A 19,647-nucleotide genomic window follows, 5' to 3' on the forward strand; every position below is an offset into this window, starting at 1 on the left:
CGCATCGATGAGCTCGACTGCCGGACGCAGCCAGGGCGAACCGCCGATTACCGCGACCGTCGTCACCTACGAAGACCAGGAAGACGAGTGCACGCTCCACCCCGCGAACCCCGACGAGCACGAGCGCACGACGGCGTGGATCTCGGCGAAGAGCGACTCGTACGTCCCGCTCTCGTCGTGTCGCTGACGCCGCACACGCCGACCGCAGTTACCGCTTCTCTTCTTCGGCGCCGGTAGCCACGCGGAACTCCGCGAGCCACTCCTCGATGTCGTCGGTCGTCGTTACGGGCGGTGAGCATGCGCGCCGACAGACGTAGGCGGCGGGCCCGTCCTCGGCATCCCGCGCCGCCCAGATCGGCGGCGCGTCCGCAATAGCGAGGTCGGCGAGCCACTCGTCCAACTCGGACTCCGTGCGCGGCCGGACGGACAGCAGGCGATGCGGCAGGTAGGCGCCGCCGACCGTCGCGCGCCACGAGTCCGGGAGCCGCTCCGCGGCGGCCGTGACCTCCAGCAGGCCGTGGACTCGGGTGTCTGCAGCGAGCGCGAGGGTCGCGTGACTCGTCGGCGTGTTCTCGACGCGACCGCCGTACCGGTCGAGCATCGCGGCCGCCGCGTCGCCGTACCCCGCCTCGGGGTCGAAGGCGTCCAGCGCGAGCAGCGTCTCCGCGGCGACGCCGACCGGCGACGGCGTCGGGCCGTCCGCGACGTCCTGCGAGCGCACGTCCACGTCCTCGACGGACTCCGGCGTCTGATAGAGCACGCCGGTCTCGGCGTCGTAGCACTCCGCGAGCAGCGCGTCCGCGAGGTCGAGCGCGAACCCGAGGTGCGCGCGGTCGCCGGTCGCCTCGTAGGTCGCGAGCGCGCCCGCCGCGAGGTACGCGTAGTCCTCGGCGTACCCCACGCCGGCGACGTCTCCCCCGATGACGCGCCGCGAGAGCCGCTCGCCGTCCCACAGCGTCTCCCGGACGTACTCGACGGCGTCGGCAGCGCGCTCGGCGTACTGCTCGCCGAGCGCGAGGCCGGCTTCCGCGTACGCCTCCGCCATCAGGCCGTTCCAGCCCGCGAGCACCTTCTCGTCGCGGGCGGGGCGTGGCCGGTCCTCGCGAGCGACGCGTAGGCGCTGTTCGGCGGCCGCGAGCAGGTCGGCGATCTCGTCCTCGGAGCGGTCGAACTCCCCAGCGAGGTCGCTCGGGGTCGCGGAGACGGTGAGCACGGTCTGTCCGTCCTCGAAATTGCCCGCGGCGTCGACGCCGTAGCGCGCGCAGAAGAGGTCCGCGAGCGCGTCGTCGGGCGCGTCGGCGGGCGCCTCGGTGGCGTACTCGCTCACGGCGTCCGCGACTTCCTCGGGCGTCCAGACGTAGAACGCGCCCTCCTCGTGCTCACCGTCCGGCTCCCCGGGCGACGGGCTGCGCGCGTCCAGCGTCGCGTAGAAGCCGCCCTCGGGGTGGCCGAGTTCGCGGTCGACGAACTCCAGGGTCTCCTCGACCACGTCGGCGTACCGCTGGTCGCCGAACAGGCGGTAGCCGTCGACGTAGAGCGCGGCGAGCGCCGCCTGGTCGTACAGCATCTTCTCGAAGTGCGGCACCGTCCAGTCGGCGTCCGTGCAGTAGCGGTGGAAGCCGCCGCCGAGGTGGTCGAACAGGCCGCCGTCGGCCATCGCGTCGAGCGCGTTGCGGGCCGCGCCGCCGTACCGCGTATCGGCCGCCTCTCTCCGGTGGTGCGCTCGCAGCAGCGCGTTCACGCGGCTCGCTTGCGGGAACTTCGGCGCGCGCCCGAACCCGCCGTGGTCCCGGTCGGCGGCGCGAACGAGCGCGTCCGCGGCGTCCAGCAGCGGGCTGTCGTCGCCGCCCTCGATAGGGTCGGGAACGGACTCCAGTTCGCCCCTGGCGGTGCTCATCCACTGGTCGGCCCGATCTTCGAGCTCCTCGCGGTTCTCCTGCCACTCCTCGGTGACGCGCTTCGTCAGCGGGAGGAACCCGGGCTGGTTGCGCTTGGCGTGCTTCGGGAAGTACGTCCCGACGTAGAACGGCTTTTTCTCGGGCGTGAGGAACGCCGACAGCGGCCAGCCGCCGCCACCGCGGACGGCCTGACAGACGGTCATGTACAGCGAGTCGACGTCCGGGCGCTCCTCGCGGTCGACTTTGATGGGGACGAAGTGCTCGTTCAGGACTTCGGCGACCTCGGGGTCGGAGAAGGACTCCTCCTCCATGACGTGACACCAGTGGCACGCCGAGTAGCCGACGGAGAGGAAGATCGGGACGTCGCGCTCGCGGGCGGCCTCGAACGCCTGTTCGTCCCACGGCTGCCAGTTCACGGGGTTGTCGGCGTGCTGGCGGAGGTACGGGCTCGCCGCCTCGTCGAGGCGGTTGCGGGCGGTGGGGTCGCTCATACCGGACGGTCGGGCCGCCGGCGGGTAAAACCCACTCTCGCGGCGACCGCCCGACAGGGAATACACGAACGCGTACAACACCGCCGCCATAGAGGGGAAGATTTACACTTGTTTGCTCACTCTCTGCGAGTATGACAGAACGAGTCCTGCTGGTCGGCGGCGGCGGTCGCGAGCACGCCATCGCCGACGCGCTGGCCGGCGAGTGCGAACTGTACGCGGCCGCGGGCAACCGCAACCCGGGCGTCGCCGAGCTCGCCGACGAGTTCCGCGAGCTCGACACCGAGTCCCCGCAGGCGGTCGTCGCGTACGCCGAGGACGTGGACGCGACGCTCGCCGTCGTCGGTCCGGAGGGACCGCTCGCCGCCGGCGTCGTGGACGCGCTCGACGACGAGGATGTCTACGCGTTCGGCCCGAAGCAGGCCGACGCCCGCATCGAGACGGACAAGACGTTCCAGCGGGAGTTCATGGCCGACCACGACATCCCGGGGCAGGCCGACTTCGAGACGTTCGACGACCCGGACGCAGCCGCCGACTACGTCGAGAGTGTGGACGGCGACGTCGCGGTCAAGCCCGCCGGACTGACGGGCGGGAAGGGCGTCCGCGTCACCGGCGACCAGGTGTCGAAGGCGGAGGCCGCCGACTACGTCCGGTCCTCGGAGCACGACGAGTGGGTCGTCGAGGAGCGCCTCGTCGGCGAGGAAGTCACGGTGCAGGCGTTCGTCGCGAACGGCGACGTCCGCCCGACGCCGGTCGCCCACGACCACGGCCGCGCGCTCGAAGGCGACGAGGGCGCGAACACGGGCGGGATGGGGAGCTACACGGGCCCGGACTGGACGCTCCCGTTCGTCACCGACGACGACTACGAGGCCTGCGTGGACACCCTCGAAGCGGTCGTGGACGCGCTCCCGTCCTATCGCGGCGTCCTCTACGGCCAGTTCATGCTCACGAGCGACGGCCCGAAGGTCGTGGAGTTCAACGCGCGCTTCGGCGACCCCGAGGCGCTGAACACGCTCCCGACGATGGAGACCCCGCTGCTGGACGTGCTCACGGCCGCCCGCGACGACGACCCGCTCCCGGACCCCGAGTTCGCGGACGTCGCGACCGTCTGCAAGTACGTCGTCCCCGAGGGCTACCCGACGGACCCCGAGGGCGGCACGCGCGTCACTATCGACGCCGCGGACCTCGACGACGCGAAGCTGTTCTACGCGAGCGTCGACGCCCGCGAGGACGGCATCTACACCACGACCTCGCGGTCGTACGCGGTCGTCGGGTTCGGCTCCTCGATTCCCGACGCCGAAGCGGAGGCCACCGAGGCGCTCGGCGACCTCCCCGAGGGCCTGCGCGTGCGCCGCGACATCGGCACGAAGCAGCTCCTGCAGGCGCGCATCGACCACATGAAGCAGGTCCGCGATTCGTAGCTATCGAAATCTGCGCCGCAGGAACGAGACGGCACCGCGCAGGTAGTCCGTTCCGAAGACGGCGAGCAGCAGGCCGCCCACGGTGTTGAACACGAGGTCGGTGACGATGTCGTCGACGCCCCGTACGGCGAGCGGCGCCTCGACGCCGACGGCGCGGGCGAGCTCGCCGGACCCGAACTCCAGGAACTCCCAGAAGACGCCCGCCGCGAGCACGAACACGACGATGAACAGCCCGCGGAACGGCCCGTCGACGTCGATGTCCTCGGAGTGCTCCTCGAACGTCCGCAGGGCGACGTAACCGATGCCCGCGACGACCACCGCCGAGACCGTGTGCGTGACGCTGTCGTACCAGCCGAACCAGTCGTACGGGCCGAGCGACCCGACGGTGTGCAGGAAGATGGACAGCGTGATCCAGAGCGCGAGCGCCGGGTCCATGGAGTAGCCGTACTCGCGGCGCACGGCTGCGGGCAGCAGCGTCACCGCGAGGCCGACCGCGACCCCGAGCGCCAGCCCGAGCTGGAAGACCACGAGCGTGTAGACGAGCAGCGCGACCAGCACCGCCTGCATCGCGCGCACCGCGAGGCGCTTGCGGTTCTCGGGGAGGTCGAGGTCGGTCACGTCTCGTTCACCGTCGGTTCCTCGTGGGTGCCGTCGGCGTCCGCTCGCTTGAAGTACAGTTCGAACGCGCCGCCGACCGCGAACGCGACGAGCGTGACGTAGGCGAAGTCCCACTGGAGGTCCGCCTGACTCACGATGTAGCTCGTGCCGAGCCACTGGTCGGCGTAGTACTGCAGGATGGTCCACAGGCCCTGGAGGGCCATCGTCGTCAGTACGGCGAACGCGATGGAGAACCGTCGGCTCATCTCCACGTCCGTGTACGCGTCCAGTTCCGCGACTGTGACCAGCGCGACGGCGACGACGGCGACGTACGCGGTGAGATCTTGGTGGAGGCCGAGCGCCTGTCCGACTAACGCGGTCGCGCCGACAGCGAGCACCGGCCACGGGACGAGCAGCCGCCAGTCCCGGAGCGCGAGCGCGGGTAGCGCGGCGACGGCGACGAACCCGGCTGCGAGGACGAACCAGACGTAGCGACCGGTGACGAGGCTCCGGACCGCGGTGAGCGCGACTACGCTGAGCAGCACCCACCCCGCGACGGCGTTCGTTCGCTCGCTGGCTTCGCGAAGTACCGACACATCTCCGCTTGGACGCAATCGGGTAAAACTATGGTGTGAGTACCCGGCAGAACAGCCTCCTTACTCGCGGTAAGCCGCGGTTTCAGTCGAGTCGAGCCGGCGAGTCAGTCCTGCCAGCGGCGCGCGAGGTACCCCACGGCCGAGGCCGCGACGGCGGCGGCCGCAAGCCTGACGAAGCGACCGTTCGAGTCGTCGTCGCTCGGCGACTCGGTCCGCGTGCGGCGGCCGGACGTGTCGTCGACTGTCGTCGCGTCACCTCCCCCGGAGCCGGTGCCGTTCGGTCCGAGCCGCCGCACGAGGTACGCGGCACCGAGTAGGACCGCGGCAGCGAGCAGGCGACCCCACGGCCCGCCGCTCGGTCCGCGACCCGGATGAGCGGTCGTGGAGGGGTCGTCCGGCAGCGTTCTCTGCGACGGCCGCGACCCCGTGGGGAGAACGTCCATATCGACGGGAGGACCTCCGCTCGCATTGTTATTGTGTGCGCTTCGCCGGACAAAGTGTACGTTACGGGACGGCTCGAGCGCGGAGCGGAACACCGCTTGGACGGCTTGACTGTGCAGGGTGACCGCGTATTCCGGCCGGCGGTGTAGGTAGCTCAATGGCAGCTCCCGAACTGCGCGCGACGAGCGACGAGCGCGAGGCGAGTACGGGCGTCCGCGACGTCCTGCAGTGGGCGAAGAACGGCGCCGTCGGCGGCGGGATAGCGACGCTCGTGATGTCGGCGTACCGGCTGCCGGTCGCGGACTCGCTGCCGCCGACCGCGGAGTTCTGGGCGGAGTACGTCTCCGGCGGCGAGCCCGATGACCACCCCGTCGCGGCGCTGTTGCTCCACCTCGTCTACGGCGCGGGCGGCGGTGCGGCGTTCGCCGTGCTGTTCGAGCGATTCCGCGACGACGCCGGGTCAGACAGCAAACTGGAAGCGGGCGGCGTCGTTCTCGGGGCGCTGTACGGACTCGTGCTCTCCGCGGTCGGCGAGCGCGTGATGCTCGGGTGGCTGCTCGACACGGACCTCGACGCCACCGAGTCGCTGGTGTTCCACGTCAGCCACCTCGTCTACGGGCTCTCACTGGGGTCGTGGCTGGCCGCCGAGGCGACGCCCGACGGCGCGGGTGGCGACTGAGTCACTCGGCGATCTTCTCGACGATCTCGTCGGCCTGCTCGCGCGCTTTCTCCTCGCCGACGTGCTTGTCGACGAGCACGGACTGGACTTCCCAGTCGCCGTCCTCGCGTTCCCCCATCCGCACCTCGCTGCCCTCGGAGACGGAGTCGGAGACCTCGTCCGCCCAGTCGGGCGTCCGAATCGTCTCGAACTGGTCCGGGTCGCGGTACCGCACGTGGACGTAGTCGTCCTCGGTCTCGACGGACTCGGGTTCCGGAGTGTTCGGCATGTGGTATCGTTCGACGACCGAGCGGAAAAGTCGACGGGCCGCCGGAACCGGCCGCCGCAGGGCAGTCTGCGCCGGGGTCGCCGCGAGTGCGCGGAGGCGTGCCGCGACGTGAGCTAACGGCGCGAGACTCCTCGCGCAGAGCGACCCCTACTGCCGCTCGGGCGGCAGGTCGTCGAATCGCTCGCCGAGCGTCGGCACGCGGTCGGCGGACTCGATGACGGAGAACTCACCGCTGGACTCGAGCACGACAGCGTCGACCTCGCTCGTGTCCGCGAACCCCTTCTTGCGGACGGCCGCGTGGATTTCGGACTTCGTCACGCGCTCGCTGCGGAGCTCGCCTTCGACGAAGTCGTCCTGGAAGTACACCAGTGCCGGGGGGTTAGTTACGCCGCGCTGGACGCCCGGCCACCGAACCTGCACCCACGTGACGATGTACTGGAGGGCGATGAGCAGCGCGAACGCCGCGAGCGCCTCCGCGAGCGCGACCCGTCGCGCCGTGAGCGCGCGGCCGAACACGGAGCCGATAGCGACGGTGACGATGAAGTCGAACGCGTTCATGTCCGAGAGCGTCCGGCTCCCGGACAGACGGAGGAACGTGATGAGCGCGACGTACATCGCGACGCCGACGACGACGATGCGAACGATAGGCGTCGAACCGCCGAAGTAGAAGGTTGGGCTACTCATTGTTGACGGGGGGCCAGTACCAGGCGTCGGCGCGCACGGCGCCGAGGAGCGTCCGGCGGCGCTCGCCGAGGTCGTCGACGGCGGCCGCGAACTCCCCGTCGTCGACCGTGGGAATGCCCGCCCGGCGGAGTCGGTCGAGGTCCGGCGGCTTCGGCGCCTCCTCGGCCGGTTCGATGAACGCGTTGTCCAGCGTCTCGGTGTAGTTCTTCGCGGCGCTGCGGCCGCTCTCCACGAGCGCCTCGTTGAGCCGGTCGTCCTCCGGCACGCCGAATCGCAGCAGCGTCAGCGCCTCGTCGAAGACCGCGACCGCCATCGGCGAGGACTTCGACGCCTCGTCGCTGTGGTAGTAGTGCAGAATCGGGTACGCCTTGTGCTGGGCCGCGAGCGTGTCCAGGTCGGACGCCAGCGAGTTCACCGGGAGTTCGAGCGGGCGGAAGCCGTCGTCTCCCCACCCGGTCTCCACGACGTCCTCGCCGTCCTCCCCGAGTCCCGAGACGCTGCTGGCGAACGAACGCTTCTCGACGACTGCGCTGAGCACGGACAGCACGTACGAGACCGCCATCGTCACCGACAGCATCCCGGTGGCGGTGGTCAGCGACGCGGCGAACTCCCACAGCGCGGTCGACGGGTAGTAGTCGCCGTTCCCCATGGTGAACATCGAGTACGCGACGAAGTAGCTCCGGTTCGCCCACGTAACCGGGCTGTCGCCCCGGGAGTAGACGAGCGCGCTCTCGGCGCCGCCGAACACGAGCGTCCACCCGACCCAGATGAGTCCGACCCACACGACGAGCGTCAGCACGAGAATGAGCGGGCCGGCGAGGCTGAGCGACCGCGAATCCCCGTCACCGACCGTCCGGAGGGCGTGCCAGGCGGCCGTCGACAGCCGCGCGGACAGCGGGCCGGCGCCGCCGTCGACCCAGAGCGCGGTCCAGAGCATGTCCACGAGGGTGACGACGAGCACGACGACACCGACGACGAGGAACGCGAGATTCATGGCTGTGACCGAGTACGCGGGCTCGCCGCAGTGGCGTCACGCGCCACGCTCGACGCGTCAAGCAGCGCGAGCGGCGCCGAGAGCGACGCTATCGTGCGCTCGACGACTGGACAGTGAGTCGACATCTGCTGCGGACTACGACGCTTAGAGCAAAAAGCGCGAGACTGGCGACTGCAAGCCCGCCTAGACTTCCTCGTTCGGAGTGGTCCGGGGCGAGGCCTCCGGCCGGGTGAGCGTCGCGACGTCCGTCTCGAACCGGGTGGCCTGTTCGAGGCGAATCCGGCGCGCCTCGCTCTCGCTGACCTGCTTCGGGCCGGCGATCTTCGGGGACAGCGGATCGTACGCCGAGCTGTCGAAGCCGAGCCGGTCGAGGTACTCCCGAACGGGTGTCGGCTCCAGCCCGAAGTTGATGGCCGCCCTGCTCAGCCCGCACAGCGTCGGGTACTCCGGGACGCCGATGTGGTCGTCGTAGACGCCGGGGGCGCCGACTTCCACGGGCTTGTCCTCGGTCTCTTCGACGAGGCGCCGGACGTCCGTCGCGAGCTGCAGGACCTCCGAGGGGAGCGCCGCGTCGGGCGCGCGCCACTCCACGGTCGGCTGGCACTCCCGCAGCCGGACCGGGTTCAACACGGTGTCCTCGGGTTCGAAGTGCTCCTCGACGGTCCCCGGCGAGACGCCGCGCTCCGCGGCCAGGGCCTTGAACGACTCGTACGCGTCGTCGACCCGCCGCCGCCACTCGCCGAGCGAGTCCGCGTACTTCCAGAGCTCGCAGAACTCGTGGAAGTCCGCGCCGCACTTCCGCCGGTAGGCGTGCGCTCGCGCCGACGACCGGACGCCCTCGCCGCAGTAGTACGGGGACGTGCTCACGAGCGCGAGCGCCGGGTCGACGGCCGTCAGCAGGTTCAGTTGTTCGAGCGGATCGCCCTTCTCGAAGTGGACGTGCGTGCCCGCGCAGTTCTTCGCGCTCCGCACGCCGTCGCCGTAGATTCGCTCGAACAGCCGGCCGCGCTCGGTGTCCGCGTCCGCCGCCGCCGCCGTCAGCGGCGTGCCCAGCGGAACGAGGTGCTGGTCGCGGATCTCTGCCTTCCGGATGGCCGCGCGGAGGACTTCCTGCAGGTCGCGCCGGAGCGCCGCCTCCGACGCCCGCGGTTCGGTCTGCGCTTCCAGCAGCGGGGGAACGAATTCGGGTTCGATACGGTCGTGTGCGTCGGCGACGTGTCTCCCGTCGCTCAAGTTACCGTACTGGTCGACGACCCAGAGCTCTAACTCGACTCCCGTGGTAAGTGTCATGGGTGTGTGTTGTCCGCAGTTGACCGGCTCACCGCCCTCACAGCGGAAGGTGACGGCCACGGCGGTTTTGCGCGCTCCCTACATGTGCAGCCTCTTTACGTGGGGTCGGCAACGGACTCCGACGATCGTTCCCCACAAAAGGCGAGACGGCGTCGTCGTGGCGCGGACACGTGTCGCGGGAAGGGAACGTCGGCGGGGTCAGTTCACTTCGGCGAGCGGGAAGTCCGCCGAGACCACGTTCGAGATCATCGCCCGATGGGCCCGCGAGAGCCGCTCGGAGAGCGCCTGGTGGGTGACGTCGAACTCGTCGGCGAGCTCCTCCAGCGTGACCCCGCGCGGGATGTCGTAGAACCCGCGCTGGAGCGCCGTCTCCAGAGTGACGTACTGCTTCTGGCTGAGGCCGTACTGCCGCGAGCGCACCGCGACGGTCGGGTCGTAGATCGACTCGATTTCGACGGGGACGCCGCAGTCCCGGCAGTTCTCGTACCAGTCGCCCATCGCGTCCCGCTCGGCGAACAGCACGCGGAACGACCACTCGCCGTCGAACGCCTGCGTCCGCAGCGTGGTGCCGTGGTTCCAGAACAGCTCCCGGAGGCGGTCGGCGGTCTCCTCCGTCCACTCGACGCGGTAGACACACTCGTTCTCGAGGGTCGCCAGCGGGGTGACGTCCGCGATGGTGTCGTCCGCCCGGAGCACCGGCCCGATGTCGTCGTCGCCGCCCTCGAACGCCAGCACCGGCATGACGTCGTCCGGCTCCGTCGTCACGGTGCGCATCACGTCGACCCGAATCCCCGGGATGGTGTCGAGCGTGTCGCTGAGCGCGAGTTCCTCGGCCGGCACGGCGACTTCGACGATAGACGTCATCGCTTTCCCTCCCCCGTCGTCGACGTCGTCGAGACTGGGCGGCGGTTCAGTGTAGCGCGCGAACCCGGTCCCAGCCCGCGTACGGTACTCCTCCTCGTGGCTCCTCTCAGTGTGTCCATTGTTCAGCCCTGCGGGGTTCCAGCTACCCGCGCTACGTTCAATGTTATTTGGCGGTGATTCGCAGGAAAGGCCGCGCTACACTGCGGTTTCGGCCGCTACTAGACCGTCCGTACAACCGTCAAACACGCTGCGTGCGCAAGTAAGGTCCCCCTGTGAGTGACGCGACTCCGCCGCGAGAGGCCGTCAGACGCCACCGGGCCGTGAACTAACACAACCGTCTTTCGGGTGGTCGCCGTACGTCCACGTATGACATCTGACGACGAGCCGCGAGAGGCCAGCACGAGCGGCGACGAGAACAACCGCGAGCAGGGCGTCGTGCTCGGCGACCTCGACGACGCTCTGGAGAGCCACGACTACCCGGTCTCGTCGTCGGAACTCGTCGACGAGTACGGCGACTGCGAGATCGAGATGTCGGGCGGCTCCCAGCGCCTCGAGGAGGTCCTCGGCCTCCTCGACGAGGACGAACAGGAGTTCCAGGACCCGGAGTCGGCCCGCCAGATGATCTACAGTCTCGTCGGCACGGAGGGGATCGGCCGCGAAAACTACAGCGACCGCGGCGGGGACACGCCCGAGGAAGGCGACGTCGCCTACGAAGACGAGTCGTTCTGAGCCAGCACCAGCTTGATACACGTCGGCGTAGTATCAGGACACATGGAAAACCCCGATAGCGACGCTCCCGAGACCGTCAGCATGGAGACCGGCGACACGGTGTACGACACCCGCGGCCACATCATCGGCATGATTAGCGAGTTCACCGACGAGGGGTTCACCGTCGAGTTCATCGACGCCGGGCCGACTGTCGAGGAAGACGAGCAGACCGGCGAGCCCGAGAACCACGGCGACGAGGACGAGGAAGACATCCCGGGCAAGGAGTTCGGGGAGGGCTACCTGATGTGGCGCTGCGAGGACTGCGGCGAGATGGGCGAACTCGAGGACAGCATCCCGGAGGAGTGCCCGAACTGCGGCGCGCCGAAAGAACACATCCACCAGGCCCAGGAGGACTGAGCGCCGCACTCCCGCTGTCTTCGGCTACGTTCGCACCGGGTACCGCCGCTTGAACTTGTGGATGTAGCCGTAGGCCCGCTGGAGCACGCGCTGGAACTGCCCGTCGCGAATCCGGGGCTCCACGCGGCCGTCGCGTATCGCGTCGACGACCGACTCGGGGGTCAGCGCGTCGGCGTGGATGCGCGTGTAGGCCCGCCCCGCCTCGAACGGGAAGTGGGCGTCGCTGCCCGCGACGACGGGGAGTCCGAGTCGCTCCCCGAGGTCCCGAATCTGCTGGAGGTTCCCGGGGTGTTTGCCGCTGACCTCGACGGCGTCGAAGTCGACGCCGCTCTCGTGGACGCTGCCGTGCCGGTAGGGGTGGGGGACGATGGCCGCGCAGTCCGCGGCGTGCGCGACGTCCACGACCTCGCCCGGCGTGAGCTCCCGAGGCCGCGTCCGCGAGGGCGGATCGGGTCCCACGACGAGCACGTGGCCCTGCGTCGTGGACACCTCGATGCCCGGGATGAAGAGGGGACGCCCCGAGGTCCGGCCGACGTCCGCGTAGTAGTCGTGGTTCGTCAGCGCCACCCCGTCGATGCCCCGCCGCCGGCTCGCCACCCCGAGAAGCTCCGCGCCGATCGGGTCGTAAGCCGTCGGCTCGCCCTCCCACGAGTGGAAGAACCGCGTGTGGGCGTGGAGGTCAACGTCGAACGCCCGACTACTCCCGCCATCGTTCCCCGTCATGGTCCCCTGGGTGCAGGCTCGTAGCCGTCGCCGACCGCCACCTCCAGCACGCCCGGGTCCGCGTGCATCGACAGCGACCGCCGCTGGACGATTTCGCCGTCGAGGCTGAACCGGGTCACCTCCGGGTCCCGCAGCGTGACTTCGAGCGCCGGCGCCTGGAACCGCTCGACGTGCTCGGAGTCCCGGCCGAACAGCTTCCCGGCGACCGCGTCACCCATCAAGTCGAGCTTCCCCACGTCCTCCACGACGGTCAGGTCGAGCAGGCCGTCCTCGGCGTTCGCGGGCGTCTCTCCGCCCGTGACGAACCGCCGCGTGTTCCCGACCAGCACCAGCATCGCGTCGCCGGCCCACGCGGTCGACTCCCGGCCGTTCTCGTAGACGTCGACTGCCAGCGGCAGCGAGTCGAACTCCGCGACCGAGCGCAGCGTCGTGACGACGTACGCCAGCACCCCCAGCCGGCGCTTCAGGTCGTCGGAAGTGTCGCCGCTGGACTCCGCGGTCAGTCCCGCGATACAGGAGTTCACGAACAGGTGTTCGTCCGTCCGCGCGATGTCGATGCGCCGGCGCTCCCCGAGCTCCACGGCGTCGAACGCCTCGTCGATGCCCGTCACGCCGATGTGCTTCGCGAAACTGTTGCCCGTGCCGACCGGGACCACCGCGAACGTGACGCTGTCCAAGGCGTCGGCGTCGTCGATGCCGCGCAGCACCTCGTTTACGGTGCCGTCTCCGCCCGCCGCGACGACGGTCGACGCGCCCGCGCTCGCGGCGTCCCGGGCGAACTCCACGGCGTCGCCCGCGCTCGCCGTCTCGCGCAGCGCGTACCCCAGCTGATTTGCGTGATTGCGAACGTCCTCGACGTGCTGTCCGTCCCCGCTGTTCGGATTGACGATGACGACCGTCTCCGGCGAGTCGGCTGACATTGTGAAACTGGCTCCGCCCAGAGCGAGCCACAGCGCGCTCGGCCGCTCCGGGACGGTCGGCTCTACTGCTTCGACGGCGGGCACGACCTTCGTTATAGAGAGTGTACGCGGCGTCCGCCGGCGGAACGGAGACGCACACTTTTCGGCGAATCCGACGACCACCTAGTCGTGGCCAGCGCACCAGACCCCGCGGAGATTTTCGACCGTTCGGTCGACGAGGGCGAGCGGCGGCTCACGCAGTCGACCGGTGAGCTCGCCGCGACGAGCTTCATCGCCGGGTTCACCGTCGTCGTCGGCATCGCCGCGCTCGGCGTCACGCACGCGATGGTCGACGGGGAGGTCGCGCGCATCGCCGGCGCGCTCGCGTTCGCCCCCGCGCTCGTGTTCCTCGTCGTCGGGCGGACCGAGCTGTTCAACGAGAACTTCTTCGACCCGACCGCCGCGGCCGTCGACTCCGACGACGGGTGGCTCGTCCGGCCGCTCCTCCGACTCTGGGTGTTCACGTTCGTCTTCAACTTCATCGGCGGCGCGCTGCTCGCCGCGTTCGTCGCCATCGAGGGCGCGCTCCCCGCCGGCTCCGCGGAAGCGCTCGCGACCGTCGGGGCGGAGATCGCTCACCGCGAGGCTCACGGCGTGTTCGGCAGCGCGGTCCTCGGCGGCACCATCGTCGCGATGCTGTCTTTCCTCCTACAGGCCGTCGACTCCTCGGGCAGCCGCATCGCGCTCTCGTTCATGGTCGGCTTCCTGCTCGCGCTCGGGCCGTTCGACCACGTCGTCGTCACCGGCCTCCACCTCCTGTTCGGGATGCTGTTCGGTGCCGCCATCGGCTACGGCGAACTCGTCACGACCACGGCCGTCTCGCTCGCGGGCAACGTCGTCGGCGGGCTCGGTCTCGTGACAGTCTCGCACGTCGAACAGGTGCGGGGCGCCCGCGACTCCGAGCTCTGAGTCAGGCTTCCGCGAGCCACGACGCCTCGATCTCACGCAGCGAATCGCCGAGCTTTCGCGCCTCGTAGCCGAAGATGTCGGCGTACCCGCACTCGGACATCAGAACCGGGTAGAAGTCGTCCTCCGCGACGAGGTCCTCGTCGTCGACGCGCGCGAACACGGTGCCCCGCGGCACGAGCTCGAAGTTCTCCACGTACAGCTCCGCGTCCGCGCCGATAGGCTTCGGGACTGCCCCCGTCATGTGGTAGAATCGCGGGGAGCTCCTCGGTGGGCTGCCCGGCAGCGCGCCGACCCGCCGCAGGAACGCCAGCGCCTGCCGTTCGGCGGCCGCAGCGGCCGCGTCCGTGCCCTGGATGCCGACCTCGATCTCGACCACGCAGCCACACGAGGTCACCGTCCCCTCGTTGACGCCCGAGTGGTCGACGACGTGCCGGACCGGCAGCTTCGACGCGAGTTCGTACTCGGCGGGCTGGGAGCGGTGGACGAGCGCGAACGGCTCCGGGCAGGAGTGCGTGCCGTGTATCGACAGCGTCACCAGCGAATCGAGCACGTCGCAGAGCTCGTCCGCGAGTCGGTGCTCGCGGTCGCCGTCCGGGTCTCCCGGGAACACCCGGTTGAGGTCCGAATCGAGGAATCGCCGGTCGGCCGCGACCGCCGCCGGATTCGCGACGACGAACGCCACGCCGCGCTGGAGGTCCAGGTCCGCCTCGCGGAGCCGCTCGACGGCGCGGACGCCACTCGGCTCGTCCCCGTGGATGCCGCCGACGACCGCCACCTCGGGTTCACCCGGGCCCGCGACGGTCACCTCCGGCGGTACGTACTCGTCGGTCATAGTGCTCGAAGAAGGGGACACGCCCCCAGTACGGGCCGTCAGAGGAAGAACGTGACGATGGCCAGCACCACGAAGATGATGACCAGCCACTTCGCGATGCTCATGCTCAGGCCGGCGATGCCGCGCGCCCCGAGCACGGCCGCAACCAACGCGAGAACGAGGAACAGAATTGCCAGCCCGATGAGGTCACCCCCGAACTGGAGCGGCGTGAACTGTCCGAGCAACGTGGTGATTCCCGCGTCCATCACGGCCGACGGTGTGAGCGCCATACTCTCACGACGACGTCCGAACACTTTGTTAACACACACGTACGCGCCGGAATCCCGGGGTTACTCGGGACCGTCGACCGTAAACCGCCCCCGCAAATCGTACTCTGGCGCCGGACTGATGGTGATGCCGGCGTCCTCCAGCCGGGATTTCACCGCGCGGGAGAACGCGGAGCGGGCGTCGAGAACATCGCCCGGGCGCGGGCGCTCCAGCCAGTAGTGGACGCGAATAACGACCACGCCTTCGGCGAGATTGTCGACGTACGCGCTCGGTGCCGGCGAGTCCAGCACGCTGTCGAGCCCCGCGGCGGCCGCCGCGACGTGACGAACCGCCTCGTCGACGTCGTCGTCGTAGTCGATTTCGACCCGTTCGACGATGCGCTGCTCGGCACGCCCGTACGGTCGGACGATGGCGTCGCTGGTCAGCTGCGTGTTCGGTACCGTGACGAGCTCGCCGTCGACGGTCTCGATACGGGTCGCGCGCAGCTGTATCGAGCGCACGACGCCCTCGTAGTCGCCCCACTCGATGTAGTCGCCGACGCTGAACTCCGGGTCGAGGACGAGCACGAGGCCGCTGACCAGCGACCCGATGACCGATTGCGCGGCGATGCCGATGGCGAGCGTACCCGCGGCCACGACGAGCGCGGAGTCCCCGAGCGCGTCACCGTAGCCCGCGAGGCTCGCGCCGACGACGCCCGCGACGAGGAACACGACGAGCCGGACGTACCGCTGCAGTGCGTCCTGAATGGTGGGGTTGTTCTGGTTTCGGTGTCGGACCACGCGGCCGATCAGCGGCTCCACGACGAACCACCCGAGCGCCGCGGTGACGAGGAACCCCGCGAGGAACCACGCGACGTGGACCGCGAGCGGCCACACGTCGACGAGCTCGTCGGGACCGACCTCGGATGTCGTGGTGACCGGCGTCGAGGCGACCGCGAGGACGTCGCCGAACATGACAGTCACTCCACTCCCTGATATCGCCCGCGAGCCAATGTTATGCGGGCCGTACGCGCGCAAGCGCTGCTCCGCGCCGGTAAACCTACACACGGTTCTATACGTCTCGCTCCCGTACTCGAAGCCATGACCAACGAGGAGGTCACTCGACTGCTTCGGAAGGCGTACGGTGACGAAATCGAGACCGTGATGAACTATCTCTCGAACTCGATCGCGCTCGACGGCGTGCGCGCCGAGGAGATCAAGGAGTCCCTCCAGGCGGACATCCAGGAGGAACTCGGACACGCGGAGGAGCTCGGCGAACGCCTCAAGCAGTTCGACCAGCTCCCCCCGGGCTCCATGGCGTTCGAAGCCCACCAGGAGTCCCTCCAGCCGCCCGAGGACACCACCGACGTCCCCTCGGTCATCGACGGCGTCATCGAGGCCGAGGAGGACGCCATCGAGACGTACCGCGAGCTCATCGACGCCGCCGAAGACGCGAACGACCCCGTCACGGAGGACCTCGCCGTCACGATCCTCGGCGACGAGGAAGCCCACCGCGCGGAGTTCCGCGGCTTCCGCAAGGAGTACAGCCAGGACTAGTCGGTTTCGCGCTCCTTTTGCCGGCGGCGGCCATCAGCGGAGGACATGAACGTCGCTTTCGTGGTCGCCGCGACGCTGACCGGCGTGGTCGTCGGCGCCGTGTTCGCCTCCCTCCGCATTCCGATTCCCGCGCCGCCGTCGCTGGCTGGCGTCATGGGCATCGTCGGCATCTGGTTGGGCTACCGGCTCGTCAAGTACTTCGACGTCGGTTTCGACCTGCTCGACGCACTCGGCGTGTAGGCTGACAGGCGGCGTCTCGGCGCTCGCGGACCGGCGCGCCGCCGTTTCGCTTCTCCGGCCCGCGACAGTGCTCAGCACACGCCACGGGCTGGTCGCGCTCTCGCAGATAAAGATTCGCAGAAGGTCGGTGGGCTCAGTACGAGCGCTCTTTCGGCTCGTACGTCTGCTCGTCGCCCTCGAGGATGACCGGGCGGTACCAGAGCTCGGGCTCGCCGTCGTTCCACGAGACGAGCGTGTGCTTGAGGTACTCGTCGTCCTTGCGCTCCTGGTGCTCTTTGCGCCAGTGCGCGCCGCGGAACTCGTCGCGGGCGAGCGCGCCCATCGTGATTGCCTCCGCGACGTCCAGCAGGTTCCGCGTCTCGATGGTGTGCTGGAGGTCGGTGTTGAACGTCCGGGACTTGTCCGCGACGTAGACGTCCTGGTAGCGCTCGCGGGCGTCCTGGATGTCTTCGAGCGCCTGCTTCAGAGCGCCTTCCTCGCGGAACACGTTGACGTTCTCCGTCATCGACTCCTGGAGGTCCGAACGCACGTCGGCGTGGTTGACGCCGTCCTCGCGTTCGAGCAGCGTCTCGATGCGCGCGCGCTCGGACTCGGCGGTCGCCTCGACGATCGCCTTCGGGTCGCTGTCGGGGTGTTCGACGGCGCCGCCGTCTACGGCGGCGTCGCGAGCGCCGGGTGCGCCGACGGGGACGCCGAGGTCCTCGCGTTCGGCGTCCGGTTCGGGCCCGGTCTGGATCTTCGGCTCCGGCATGTCGGCGCCCGCCGCGTGCCGGCCGGCGCGCGCGCCGTACACGAGCAGTTCGGGGAGCGCGTTCCCGCCGAGACGGTTGCCGCCGTGGAGGCTCACGCAGGCGCACTCGCCGGCCGCGTAGAGGCCGTCGATGCACGTCTCGCCGTGCTCGTCGACCTCGATGCCGCCCATCGCGTAGTGCTGGCCGGGCTTGACCGGCATCGGCTCCTCCAATCCGTCGACGCCCTCGAAGTCCCGCGCGAGGTGGAGGATGTTCTCCAGGCGGTCGGTGATGCGCTCCTCGCCGAGGTGGCGCATGTCGAGGTAGACGTACTCGTCCTCGATGCCGCGGCCCTCTTGGACCTCGGTGAGTTCGGCGCGCGCGACGACGTCCCGAGACGCGAGCTCGCCGTCGTTGGTCGCGTACCCGTACTCGAACATGAAGCGCTCGCCCTCGGAGTTGTAGAGGATACCACCCTCCCCGCGGACCCCCTCGCTGATGAGGACGCCCGTGGAGGGGAGCGTCGTCGGGTGGAACTGAATCATCTCCATGTCCTCCATCGGAACGCCGGCGCGGTACGCGAGCGCGACGCCGTCACCGGTGTTGGCGACGGCGTTCGTCGTGTGATCGTACGCCTGCCCGGGACCGCCGGTCGCGAGAATCACGCCGTCGTGGGCGCGGAAGCCCGCGATTTCGCCGGACTGGACGTCCCACGCGACGACGCCGTGACAGTCGCGCTCGTTCGGGTCGTCCTCGTCGGTGACCGCGAGCTGGCTGACGTACCACTCGTCGTACACTTCGATGCCTCGCTTAACCACTTGCTCGTACAGCGTGTGGAGCATGTGGTGGCCGGTTTCGGCGCCCGCGTACGTCGTCCGCGGGAACGAGAGGCCGCCGAACGGCCGCTGGCTGACGGTGCCGTCGTCCTCGCGGGAGAACGGCATCCCCCAGTGTTCGAGCTGGATGACCTCCTCGGGCGCGTCCTGCGCGAACGTGTCGACTGCGGGGGCGTCCGCGAGGTAGTCCGACCCCTTCATCGTGTCGTACGCGTGGTCCTGCCAGGAGTCGCCGTCGCGGAGCGCGGCGTTGATGCCGCCCTCCGCGGCGCCCGTGTGCGAGCGCACCGGGTGGAGTTTCGTCACTATCGCTACGTCCGCGCCTTCCTCGTGGGCGGCGATCGCGGCGCGGAGGCCCGCGCCACCGCCGCCGACTACGATTACGTCGTGCTCGTACATGTTACCAGAATTTGAGGTTCTGCTTGACCGCTTCTCGTTTCAGCTCTTGGATGTGCTCGGTGAGCGGGATGTCCTTCGGGCAGACGTTCGTACACGAGAACTGGGTCTGGCAGCGCCAGACGCCGTGCTCGTCCTCGATGATCTCGAGGCGCTCCTGGCGCTTCTGCTCGCCCTCGCGCTCGTCCATGTAGAACCGGTAGGCCTTGTTGATGGCCGCCGGGCCGAGGTACTTGTTGTCGCCGGCTGCGATGTTACACGAGGACATGCAGGCGCCACACCAGATGCAGCGCGTCGAGAGCTTGATGTTCTCGCGGTTCTCGCGGTCCTGGCGCTGCTCTTCGAGCTCGCCGTCCGGCGTCTCGTCGGGGTCGAAGAACGGGTCGACGGACTCCATCTGGTCGTAGAAGTGGTCCATCTCCACGACGAGGTCCTTCACGACCTCCTGGTGGGGCAGCGGCTCGACCCGCACGGGCCCGTCGAGGTCCGCGATCTGGGTCTGGCAGCCGAGGCGCTGGCGACCGTTGACGAAGAACGCGTCCGACCCACAGACCGCCTGCCGGCAGGAGTGCCGGAAGGTGAGACTGGAGTCGTACTCGTCGCGCGCGTAGATGAGCGCGTCCAGCACGGTCATCCCCTTCTCGAAGGGCACGGTGAAGGAGTCGAAGCGCGGCTCCTCTTTGCCCTCGATCTCGGGGTCGTAGCGGAAGACCTTCAGCTCGACAGTCTCGCCCTGGATCTCGTTGGCGGCGGCCGCTTCGTCGGCCTCCCGTTGGTCCTTTTTCGCCTGCTTTTTCTCCATCCGCCGCTGCTGGGGCGACGTCGAGGAGGGCTGTTCGGTCTCGGTCTCGGTTTCGGGTGTCTGCGTACTCAT

General features: G+C 69.3%; 24 protein-coding genes. 8 read left to right on the forward strand and 16 right to left on the reverse strand.

Going from position 1 to position 19,647, the window contains the following annotated elements; translation table 11 throughout:
* Positions 1–7 precede the first annotated feature (7 nt).
* Positions 8–187 carry a hypothetical protein gene (locus G9C83_RS08030; protein ID WP_167245571.1) on the forward strand — a complete coding sequence of 60 codons (180 nt, stop codon included), beginning with the start codon at positions 8–10 and terminating at the stop codon, positions 185–187.
* Positions 188–208: 21 nt separating this feature from the next.
* On the opposite strand, the gene G9C83_RS08035 is transcribed toward G9C83_RS08030, so the two are convergent.
* Positions 209–2,389 (reverse strand): thioredoxin domain-containing protein, encoded by a 2,181-nt coding sequence (locus G9C83_RS08035; protein WP_167245572.1) that lies wholly within the window; start codon positions 2,387–2,389, stop codon positions 209–211.
* A gap of 131 nt (positions 2,390–2,520) precedes the next feature.
* Here G9C83_RS08035 and purD point away from each other — a divergent pair, with 131 nt between their 5' ends.
* Complete coding sequence (gene purD, locus G9C83_RS08040; RefSeq protein WP_167245573.1) at positions 2,521–3,807, forward strand: phosphoribosylamine--glycine ligase; 1,287 nt, start codon at positions 2,521–2,523, stop codon at positions 3,805–3,807.
* Here the strand turns inward: purD and G9C83_RS08045 are convergent, their stop codons facing one another.
* From G9C83_RS08045 to G9C83_RS08055, 3 genes are all read right to left on the reverse strand, one after another.
* Positions 3,808–4,425, reverse strand: coding sequence for a hypothetical protein (locus tag G9C83_RS08045; protein WP_347877784.1), 618 nt, complete (start codon positions 4,423–4,425; stop codon positions 3,808–3,810).
* Positions 4,422–5,000, reverse strand: a complete 579-nt coding sequence (locus G9C83_RS08050; protein ID WP_167245574.1) for a hypothetical protein — start codon at positions 4,998–5,000, stop codon at positions 4,422–4,424. Before G9C83_RS08050 ends, G9C83_RS08045 begins: the two co-directional genes overlap by 4 nt.
* A gap of 104 nt (positions 5,001–5,104) precedes the next feature.
* Entirely contained in the window at positions 5,105–5,443 is a 339-nt protein-coding gene (locus G9C83_RS08055; protein WP_167245575.1) for a hypothetical protein, read from the reverse strand.
* Between the two features lie 155 nt (positions 5,444–5,598).
* Here G9C83_RS08055 and G9C83_RS08060 point away from each other — a divergent pair, with 155 nt between their 5' ends.
* Entirely contained in the window at positions 5,599–6,120 is a 522-nt protein-coding gene (locus G9C83_RS08060) for a hypothetical protein (protein ID WP_243837920.1), read from the forward strand.
* Position 6,121: 1 nt separating this feature from the next.
* Here the strand turns inward: G9C83_RS08060 and G9C83_RS08065 are convergent, their stop codons facing one another.
* The 5 genes from G9C83_RS08065 to G9C83_RS08085 all read right to left on the reverse strand — a co-directional run bounded on the left by G9C83_RS08065 (position 6,122) and on the right by G9C83_RS08085 (position 10,220).
* On the reverse strand, positions 6,122–6,388 hold the full coding sequence (locus G9C83_RS08065) for a hypothetical protein (protein WP_167245576.1): 267 nt from the start codon (positions 6,386–6,388) through the stop codon (positions 6,122–6,124).
* 147 nt (positions 6,389–6,535) lie between these two features.
* The gene (locus G9C83_RS08070; RefSeq protein ID WP_167245577.1) at positions 6,536–7,072 is read right to left on the reverse strand and encodes a YetF domain-containing protein; all 537 of its coding nucleotides are present in this window, start codon (positions 7,070–7,072) and stop codon (positions 6,536–6,538) included.
* Entirely contained in the window at positions 7,065–8,066 is a 1,002-nt protein-coding gene (locus tag G9C83_RS08075) for a potassium channel family protein (protein ID WP_167245578.1), read from the reverse strand. The genes G9C83_RS08070 and G9C83_RS08075 overlap by 8 nt, the downstream gene beginning before the upstream one ends.
* Before the next feature lie 183 nt (positions 8,067–8,249).
* Positions 8,250–9,356, reverse strand: coding sequence for a glutamate--cysteine ligase (locus G9C83_RS08080; RefSeq protein WP_167245579.1), 1,107 nt, complete (start codon positions 9,354–9,356; stop codon positions 8,250–8,252).
* A 198-nt stretch (positions 9,357–9,554) separates the two neighbouring features.
* Positions 9,555–10,220 carry a helix-turn-helix domain-containing protein gene (locus tag G9C83_RS08085; protein ID WP_167245580.1) on the reverse strand — a complete coding sequence of 222 codons (666 nt, stop codon included), beginning with the start codon at positions 10,218–10,220 and terminating at the stop codon, positions 9,555–9,557.
* Positions 10,221–10,586: 366 nt separating this feature from the next.
* Here G9C83_RS08085 and G9C83_RS08090 point away from each other — a divergent pair, with 366 nt between their 5' ends.
* Positions 10,587–10,949, forward strand: a complete 363-nt coding sequence (locus tag G9C83_RS08090; protein WP_167245581.1) for a hypothetical protein — start codon at positions 10,587–10,589, stop codon at positions 10,947–10,949.
* Positions 10,950–10,991: 42 nt separating this feature from the next.
* A complete protein-coding gene (locus tag G9C83_RS08095; protein ID WP_167245582.1) occupies positions 10,992–11,345 on the forward strand; it encodes a rubredoxin-like domain-containing protein in 354 nt (117 codons plus the stop codon).
* Between the two features lie 24 nt (positions 11,346–11,369).
* Here G9C83_RS08095 and G9C83_RS08100 read toward each other — a convergent pair whose 3' ends face one another.
* Both G9C83_RS08100 and G9C83_RS08105 read right to left on the reverse strand, forming a co-directional pair.
* Positions 11,370–12,068 (reverse strand): PHP domain-containing protein, encoded by a 699-nt coding sequence (locus G9C83_RS08100; protein WP_167245583.1) that lies wholly within the window; start codon positions 12,066–12,068, stop codon positions 11,370–11,372.
* A complete protein-coding gene (locus tag G9C83_RS08105; protein ID WP_167245584.1) occupies positions 12,065–12,988 on the reverse strand; it encodes a YegS/Rv2252/BmrU family lipid kinase in 924 nt (307 codons plus the stop codon). The genes G9C83_RS08100 and G9C83_RS08105 overlap by 4 nt, the downstream gene beginning before the upstream one ends.
* 168 nt (positions 12,989–13,156) lie before the next feature.
* On the opposite strand from G9C83_RS08105, the gene G9C83_RS08110 reads away from it, so the two are divergent.
* Entirely contained in the window at positions 13,157–13,936 is a 780-nt protein-coding gene (locus G9C83_RS08110; RefSeq protein ID WP_167245585.1) for a formate/nitrite transporter family protein, read from the forward strand.
* Position 13,937: 1 nt separating this feature from the next.
* Here G9C83_RS08110 and G9C83_RS08115 read toward each other — a convergent pair whose 3' ends face one another.
* The 3 genes from G9C83_RS08115 to G9C83_RS08125 form a co-directional block, all read right to left on the reverse strand.
* The gene (locus tag G9C83_RS08115; RefSeq protein WP_167245586.1) at positions 13,938–14,768 is read right to left on the reverse strand and encodes a succinylglutamate desuccinylase/aspartoacylase family protein; all 831 of its coding nucleotides are present in this window, start codon (positions 14,766–14,768) and stop codon (positions 13,938–13,940) included.
* Between the two features lie 38 nt (positions 14,769–14,806).
* Positions 14,807–15,013 (reverse strand): DUF1328 family protein, encoded by a 207-nt coding sequence (locus G9C83_RS08120; protein WP_243838008.1) that lies wholly within the window; start codon positions 15,011–15,013, stop codon positions 14,807–14,809.
* Positions 15,014–15,097: 84 nt separating this feature from the next.
* Positions 15,098–15,988 carry a mechanosensitive ion channel domain-containing protein gene (locus G9C83_RS08125; protein ID WP_167245588.1) on the reverse strand — a complete coding sequence of 297 codons (891 nt, stop codon included), beginning with the start codon at positions 15,986–15,988 and terminating at the stop codon, positions 15,098–15,100.
* A 126-nt stretch (positions 15,989–16,114) separates the two neighbouring features.
* On the opposite strand from G9C83_RS08125, the gene G9C83_RS08130 reads away from it, so the two are divergent.
* Together G9C83_RS08130 and G9C83_RS08135 are read left to right on the forward strand one after the other, a co-directional pair.
* Positions 16,115–16,570, forward strand: coding sequence for a ferritin-like domain-containing protein (locus G9C83_RS08130; RefSeq protein WP_167245589.1), 456 nt, complete (start codon positions 16,115–16,117; stop codon positions 16,568–16,570).
* Between the two features lie 45 nt (positions 16,571–16,615).
* A complete protein-coding gene (locus tag G9C83_RS08135; RefSeq protein ID WP_167245590.1) occupies positions 16,616–16,810 on the forward strand; it encodes a DUF1427 family protein in 195 nt (64 codons plus the stop codon).
* Positions 16,811–16,943: 133 nt separating this feature from the next.
* Here the strand turns inward: G9C83_RS08135 and G9C83_RS08140 are convergent, their stop codons facing one another.
* Positions 16,944–18,776 (reverse strand): FAD-binding protein, encoded by a 1,833-nt coding sequence (locus G9C83_RS08140; RefSeq protein ID WP_167245591.1) that lies wholly within the window; start codon positions 18,774–18,776, stop codon positions 16,944–16,946.
* A gap of 1 nt (position 18,777) precedes the next feature.
* Positions 18,778–19,647, reverse strand: coding sequence for a succinate dehydrogenase/fumarate reductase iron-sulfur subunit (locus G9C83_RS08145; protein ID WP_167245592.1), 870 nt, complete (start codon positions 19,645–19,647; stop codon positions 18,778–18,780).

The organism is Halobacterium sp. R2-5 (assembly GCF_011734195.1).
Lineage (GTDB): Archaea > Halobacteriota > Halobacteria > Halobacteriales > Halobacteriaceae > Halobacterium.